The sequence below is a fragment of the Kitasatospora sp. NPDC001095 genome (genome assembly GCF_053598615.1).
Genome location: NZ_JBSFKQ010000011.1, coordinates 195,999 through 201,998, shown reverse-complemented (window position 1 = coordinate 201,998; position 6,000 = coordinate 195,999). Strand labels below are relative to the sequence as shown.

Here is a 6,000-nt window from a genome sequence, read left to right as displayed (position 1 = left end):
ACCACCCTGCCCGCGGGGGCCGGCGGCGCCCGCTAGACCCCCCGGTCCCCCCGCCGCGGCGGGGGAACCACCCCCGCCACCCTCACCGCCTTGGCCGGAGGCCTCCCTTGCGTTACGACAGTCCGCTCGAAGCCGTCGGCAACACCCCGCTGGTCCGCCTGCCGCGGCTGTCCGCCGCCGTCCCCGGCAACGCCGAGGGCCTGGTGAGCCTCTGGGCCAAGCTGGAGGACCGCAACCCCACCGGCTCGATCAAGGACCGCCCGGCCCTGCACATGATCGAGCGCGCCGAGGCCGACGGCCGGCTCACCCCCGGCTGCACCATCCTGGAGCCCACCAGCGGCAACACCGGCATCTCGCTGGCCATGGCCGCCAAGCTCAAGGGCTACCGGATGGTCTGCGTGATGCCCGAGAACACCAGCGAGGAACGGCGCGAGCTGCTCCGCATGTGGGGCGCCGAGATCATCTCCTCCCCGGCCGCCGGCGGCTCCAACACCGCCGTCCGGATCGCCAAGGAGACCGCCGCCGAGCACCCCGACTGGGTCATGCTCTACCAGTACGGCAACCCCGACAACGCGGGCGCCCACTACACCGGCACCGGCCCCGAGATCCTCGCCGACCTGCCGACCGTCACCCACTTCGTGGCCGGCCTCGGCACCACCGGCACCCTCATGGGCGTCGGCCGCTACCTGCGCGAGAAGGTCCCCGGCGTGAAGATCGTCGCCGCCGAGCCGCGCTACGACGACCTGGTGTACGGGCTGCGCAACCTGGACGAGGGCTTCGTCCCCGAGCTGTACGACGCCGAGGTGCTCACCACCCGCTTCTCCGTCGGCTCCGCGGACGCCGTCCGCCGCACCCGCGAACTCCTCCAGCAGGAGGGCATCTTCGCGGGCGTCTCGACCGGCGCCATCCTGCACGCGGCGATCGGCGTCGGCCGCAAGGCGGCGGCCGCGGGGGAGCGCGCGGACATCGTCTTCGTGGTCGCCGACGGCGGCTGGAAGTACCTGTCCACCGGCATCTACACCGCCGAGTCCACCGAGGCCGCGGTCGAGGCGCTGCAGGGCCAGCTCTGGGCCTGAGGCCCCAGCCTCAGCGGCTCTGAAGGGCCCGCTGGGTACGGGTCCAGACCTGCCGGTCCACCGCGCCGGCCCGGCGGCGGAACGCCGACAGCGGCACCTCGCGCAGCTCGTCGGTCTCCAGCCAGCTGGTCCGGTCCTGCCGGTCGCCCACCGAACCGGGCGGCAGCGCCAGCACGCCCGGGCGCTCGGCGCGGTGCCTGCTGGTGATCTTCGCGACGGTGGCGGTCCGGCCGTGCACCCGCACCACCAGGCACGGGCGGTCCTTGGAGCCGGGGCCGTCCTCGAACGGCACCTGCGCCCACCAGATCTCCTGCGGCTGCGGGTCGGCCCCCGTCCGCGGACGCGGCTGCGGCCCGGCGGGGCCGGACGGGCGCGGGGCCGGACGGGCGCGCCGCACCAGCGCCGCCGCGGCGGCGGCCAGCAGCGCGACGCCGAGCAGCGACAGGACGAGCCAGGCAGCGGTCATGCCGTTCATGCGGCGAACCGTACCGGGCCGGGGGCGCACGCCACCACCGTGCGGTCCGTGACGGTCCGGTGGTCGGCCGCCGGACGTTCGTCCGCCCATTTGTCCGCGCACTGCTCCCGGTTCGTCACGGAACTGCCACAATGCCCGTTCTGTGCCCGGGGTTCCGCCCGGTCCGGCCAGGCTGCGTCACGAACGTCCGCCCCCGTCCCCCCGGAGGTGCCCCCGTGACCCGTGGCCCCGAGCTGTGGTCCTACGCCGAGATCGCCCGCCACCTCAACGTCCGGCGCGAGACCGTCCGCAGCTACCGCCGGCACCGGCTGCTGCCCGATCCGGATGTGATCGATGGCAGCGGCCACCCGCGCTGGTACCCGTTCACCATCCGCACCTGGGCCCGCAACCGGCCCCGGCGGCGCTGATCCCCGGCCCGTCAACCGGCCCCGCTCCCGCCCCGGGCGTTCTGGTGATTCCGCCCACAGCCCGGCACGGGGACGGGGGCAAAGTGCCGCTCCGCCCTTACCCTCGACACACCAACGCAGTGCTACCGGCCGGTCCACCGGCCCCGGCCTGCCGTTTTCCATGCTGTTTTCCGTGGAGGACGGTGAAGCCGTTTTCCAGCAGCAGCCAGGACGTGTCGGGGCGGAGGGGCTCGGATGAAACTGACCGTGGTGGGGTGCTCGGGGAGCTTCCCGTCCGCCGACTCGCCCTGCTCCAGCTACCTGGTCGAGGCCGAGGGCTACCGCGTCGTCCTCGACCTCGGCAACGGGGCCCTCGGCGCCCTCCAGAAGTACGTCGGCCTCTACGACGTCGACGCCGTCCTGCTCAGCCACTTGCACGCCGACCACTGCGTCGACCTGTGCGCGTACTGGGTGGCCCGCAACTACCGCGCCGAGGGCTGCCCCGAACTGCTGCCCGTGTACGGCCCGGCCGGCACCGCCGAGCGGCTCGCCCGCGCCTACGACATGCCGGAGAACCCCGGGATGAAGGAGGTGTTCGAGTTCCGCACCCTCACCCCCGGCAGCTTCGAACTCGGCCCGTTCCGGGTCACCGTCGCCCAGGTCAACCACCCCGTCGACGCCTTCGCGTTCCGGCTGGAGCACGACGGCCGCTCGCTGGTCTACAGCGGGGACACCGGCGAGAGCGCCGAACTCGTCGAACTGGCCCGCGACACCGACCTCTTCCTCTGCGAGGCCGCGTACGTCGACGGGCGCGACACCTACCAGGCCGTCCACCTCAACGGCCGCGAGGCGGGCGAACACGCCGCCGCGGCCGGGGCCCGCCGGCTCGTCCTCACCCACATCCCGCCGTGGACCGACGCCGAACACAACCGGCGGGGCGCCGCGGCCGCCTACCCCGGGCCGGTCGAGGTCGCCCGGGCCGGCGCGGTGTACGAGGTCTGAGCAACTCGGCGCGGTGCCGGTGGGCGTGCCCGGCGTCGGCCCGCGGGTTCCCGGAAGAAACCCGGGAACCACCTGCAACCTCCGTGCATCCCGTACGTCTTGGCCGCACGCCTTGGCCGCACGGCATCTCCGCGTTCGGCGTCTTCGCGGGCGGCGCCGCGCCGGGCACGGAGCAGCCCGCCGCGGTCCGCTGACCGCCGTGGTCCGCTGACCGACGTGGACGGGAGCGCCGGCTGACCGTCCCTCCGTTCACGGCCCGCCCGGAACACCCGGGCGGGCCGTGCCCGTTCAGCGCCGCCCGGGCACCGGCAGTCCGAGGTGCTCCCGCAGGGTGGGGCCGGTGTAGTCGGTGCGGAACACCCCGCGCTCCTGGAGCAGCGGCACCACCCGGTCGACGAACTCGTCCAGGCCGCCCGGGGTGAGGTGCGGGACGAGGATGAAGCCGTCGGCCGCGTCGTTCTGCACGAAGTGGTCGATCTGCGCGGCGACGGTTGCCGGCGAGCCGATGAAGGACTGTCGGCCGGTCAGCTCGATCACCAGCTCGCGGCTGGTCAGCCTCTTCTCCGCGGCCACCGCCCGCCACCGTTCGGCGACGGCCACCGGGTCGACGTGCCGGACCCTGCCCTGGACCAGGTCGCTGTCCGGGTCGGGGTCGACGGTGGGCAGCGGTCCGTCCGGGTCGTGGTCGGACAGGTCGATGCCCCAGACCTGTTCCAGGAAGGCGATCGTGGTCTGCGTGCTGACCTGGGCCCGGCGGATCCCGTGGGCCCGTTCGGCCGCCTCGGCGTCGGTGTCGCCGAGGGCGAAGGTGGCCGCGGGCATGATCTTCAGCTCGTCCGGCTTGCGCCCGTACGCGCCGAGCCGGCGCTTGACGTCGGTGTGGAAGGCCTGGCCGTCGGCGAGGGTGGAGTGCCGGGAGAACACCACGTCGGCGGTGGCGGCGGCGAACTCCCGCCCCTCGTCGGAGTCCCCGGCCTGGATCACCACCGGGTGGCCCTGCGGCGGCCGTGGCAGCGAGAGCCGGCCCTCGACCTCGAACTGCGGCCCCGAGTGCCGGACGGTCTCCTCCCCGGCGTCCCAGAACTCCCGTGCCAGCTGGACGGATTCGGCGGCCCGGGTGTAGCGGTCGGCGCGGTCCAGGTAGCCGCCGCGGCGGAAGTTCTCCCCGGTGAAGGCGTCCGAGGAGGTGACCACGTTCCAGGCCGCGCGGCCGCCGGAGAGGTGGTCCAGCGAGGCGAAGCGGCGGGCGAGTTCGTACGGCTCGTTGAAGGTCGCGTTGACGGTGGCGGCCAGGCCGAGCCGTTCGGTGACGGCGGCCAGCGCGTTCAGCACGGTGATCGACTCGGGGCGGCCGACCACGTCCAGGTCGTGGATGCGGCCCTTGGACTCGCGCAGCCGCAGGCCCTCGGCGAGGAAGAAGAAGTCGAACTTCCCGCGCTCGGCGGTCTGCGCGAGGTGGCGGAAGGAGGAGAACTCGATGTGGCTGCCGGAGGCCGGATCGCTCCACACGGTGGTGTTGTTGACGCCGGGGAAGTGCGCGGCGAGGTGGATCTGCTTGAGCGGTCGGTCCGTCATCGGGTCACCTCGGCGAGGGCGGGGGAAGCGGTGGGGGCGTCCGTGGGGGCGTCGGCCGGGCGGGCGGCGTAGCGGCTGGCCGGGCGGGCCAGGCCGAGGTGGTCGCGCAGGGTGCGGCCGGTGTACTCGGCGCGCAGCAGTCCGGCGGCGCGCAGCGCGGGGGCGATCCGGTCGGCCAGCGCGGCCAGGTCGCGCGGGGGGTCGGCGGGGGAGAGGTGGAAGCCGTCGACGCCGGTGCCGGTCGCGGTGAGCTCGGCGAGCAGCCGCTCGTCGGCGGCGCGGTCGGCCAGGGCGGAGAGGCCGGCGTCGAGCCGGGCGAGGATGCGCAGGCCCTCGCCGGCCCGCAGCCGCAGTTCGGTGGCGGCGGTCAGCCGGGCGGCGCGGTCGGGGGCGTCGAGCAGGACGACGTCGGCGTGCCGGACCGCGGCGGCGACCCGGGCGCGCCCGCCCGGGGAGGCGTCCGGCGCGAGGTCGGCGGCGGAGAGGGGCACCGCGACCACCGGGCGGCCCTGGGGCGGGCGCGGGGTGATGGACGGGCCGCGGACCGAGAAGCGCGGGCCCGTGAAGTCGATGTAGTGCACCTTGTCGCGGTCGATGAACCGCCCGGTGGCGGTGTCGCGGATCTCCGCGTCGTCCTCCCAGCTGTCCCAGAGCCGGGCGGCCACCTCGACGGCGTCGGCGGCCTCGGCCCACAGCTCGTCCTCGGCGGCGACCGGTCGGCGGCCGAAGGCCCGGGCCTCGGCCTCGGTCGTGGAGACGCCGACCAGCCAGCCTGCCCGGCCCTCGCTCGCCCAGTCCAGGGTGTTGACCGAGATCGAGGTGTGGAAGGGCTCGGTGTGGGTGGTGGTGACGGTCGGCACCAGGCCGACCCGGCCGGTCAGCGGGGCGATCCGGGCGAGGGCGGCGAGCGCGTCGGGGCGGCTTGGCGCGGCGGCGAAGGAGTCGTCGAGGGTGACGAAGTCCAGGGTGGCCCGCTCGGCGAGACGGGCGAGGTAGGCGTAGTGCCCGGCGTCGAAGCGGCCGGGGCTGTCGAGGGCGGCGGACAGGTGCAACTGGCGGGGCATGGTGAGCCTGACTTCCTCGTGCGGACGCGTGCGCGCACCGGAGCGGCCCGTGCCGGGGCGCGGGTGCGCGGGGCGCGCGGGAGCGCGGTGGCGGCCCGCGGGCGGAGCCCGTACGGGCGGGGGAGGGAAGGACCGGCGCCGGGCGGGTCGTCAGCCGGGCGGCGGCGGGGGAACGGTCAGCTCAGCCGCGACACGCCGCGGACCACACGCGACCGAAGTCGATGTGGCTGCGGGTGACCAGCGGGCACGAGGCGTTCACCGCTTCAGTTGACCAGGGCCTCCGGCGATTCGTCAACCGCCGTTTCCGTCCGTGGACACGGCCGCTCGGCGGACCCGGGATCACGCGGGGCGGGCCCGGGTACGCCGAAGGCCCCGCCCGGCCGCTGGTGGGACAGCGGCGGGGCGGGGCCCTCGAGGCGTGC

General features: G+C 75.0%; 6 protein-coding genes. 3 read left to right on the top strand and 3 right to left on the bottom strand.

Annotated features, from left to right (window positions below):
- The first annotated feature begins 107 nt into the window (after positions 1-107).
- Entirely contained in the window at positions 108-1,076 is a 969-nt protein-coding gene (locus tag ACWDBB_RS13675) for a PLP-dependent cysteine synthase family protein (RefSeq protein WP_402407145.1), read from the top strand.
- 10 nt (positions 1,077-1,086) lie between these two features.
- On the opposite strand, the gene ACWDBB_RS13670 is transcribed toward ACWDBB_RS13675, so the two are convergent.
- Complete coding sequence (locus ACWDBB_RS13670; RefSeq protein WP_449789729.1) at positions 1,087-1,551, bottom strand: type II toxin-antitoxin system PemK/MazF family toxin; 465 nt, start codon at positions 1,549-1,551, stop codon at positions 1,087-1,089.
- Between the two features lie 215 nt (positions 1,552-1,766).
- On the opposite strand from ACWDBB_RS13670, the gene ACWDBB_RS13665 reads away from it, so the two are divergent.
- Both ACWDBB_RS13665 and ACWDBB_RS13660 read left to right on the top strand, forming a co-directional pair.
- Entirely contained in the window at positions 1,767-1,958 is a 192-nt protein-coding gene (locus ACWDBB_RS13665; protein ID WP_449789728.1) for a MarR family transcriptional regulator, read from the top strand.
- A gap of 234 nt (positions 1,959-2,192) precedes the next feature.
- Positions 2,193-2,939, top strand: a complete 747-nt coding sequence (locus ACWDBB_RS13660) for an MBL fold metallo-hydrolase (protein WP_449789727.1) — start codon at positions 2,193-2,195, stop codon at positions 2,937-2,939.
- Between the two features lie 288 nt (positions 2,940-3,227).
- Here the strand turns inward: ACWDBB_RS13660 and ACWDBB_RS13655 are convergent, their stop codons facing one another.
- Entirely contained in the window at positions 3,228-4,514 is a 1,287-nt protein-coding gene (locus tag ACWDBB_RS13655) for an LLM class flavin-dependent oxidoreductase (RefSeq protein ID WP_449789726.1), read from the bottom strand.
- Complete coding sequence (locus ACWDBB_RS13650; RefSeq protein ID WP_449789725.1) at positions 4,511-5,578, bottom strand: LLM class flavin-dependent oxidoreductase; 1,068 nt, start codon at positions 5,576-5,578, stop codon at positions 4,511-4,513. The genes ACWDBB_RS13655 and ACWDBB_RS13650 overlap by 4 nt, the downstream gene beginning before the upstream one ends.
- Between the last annotated feature and the right edge of the window lie 422 nt (positions 5,579-6,000).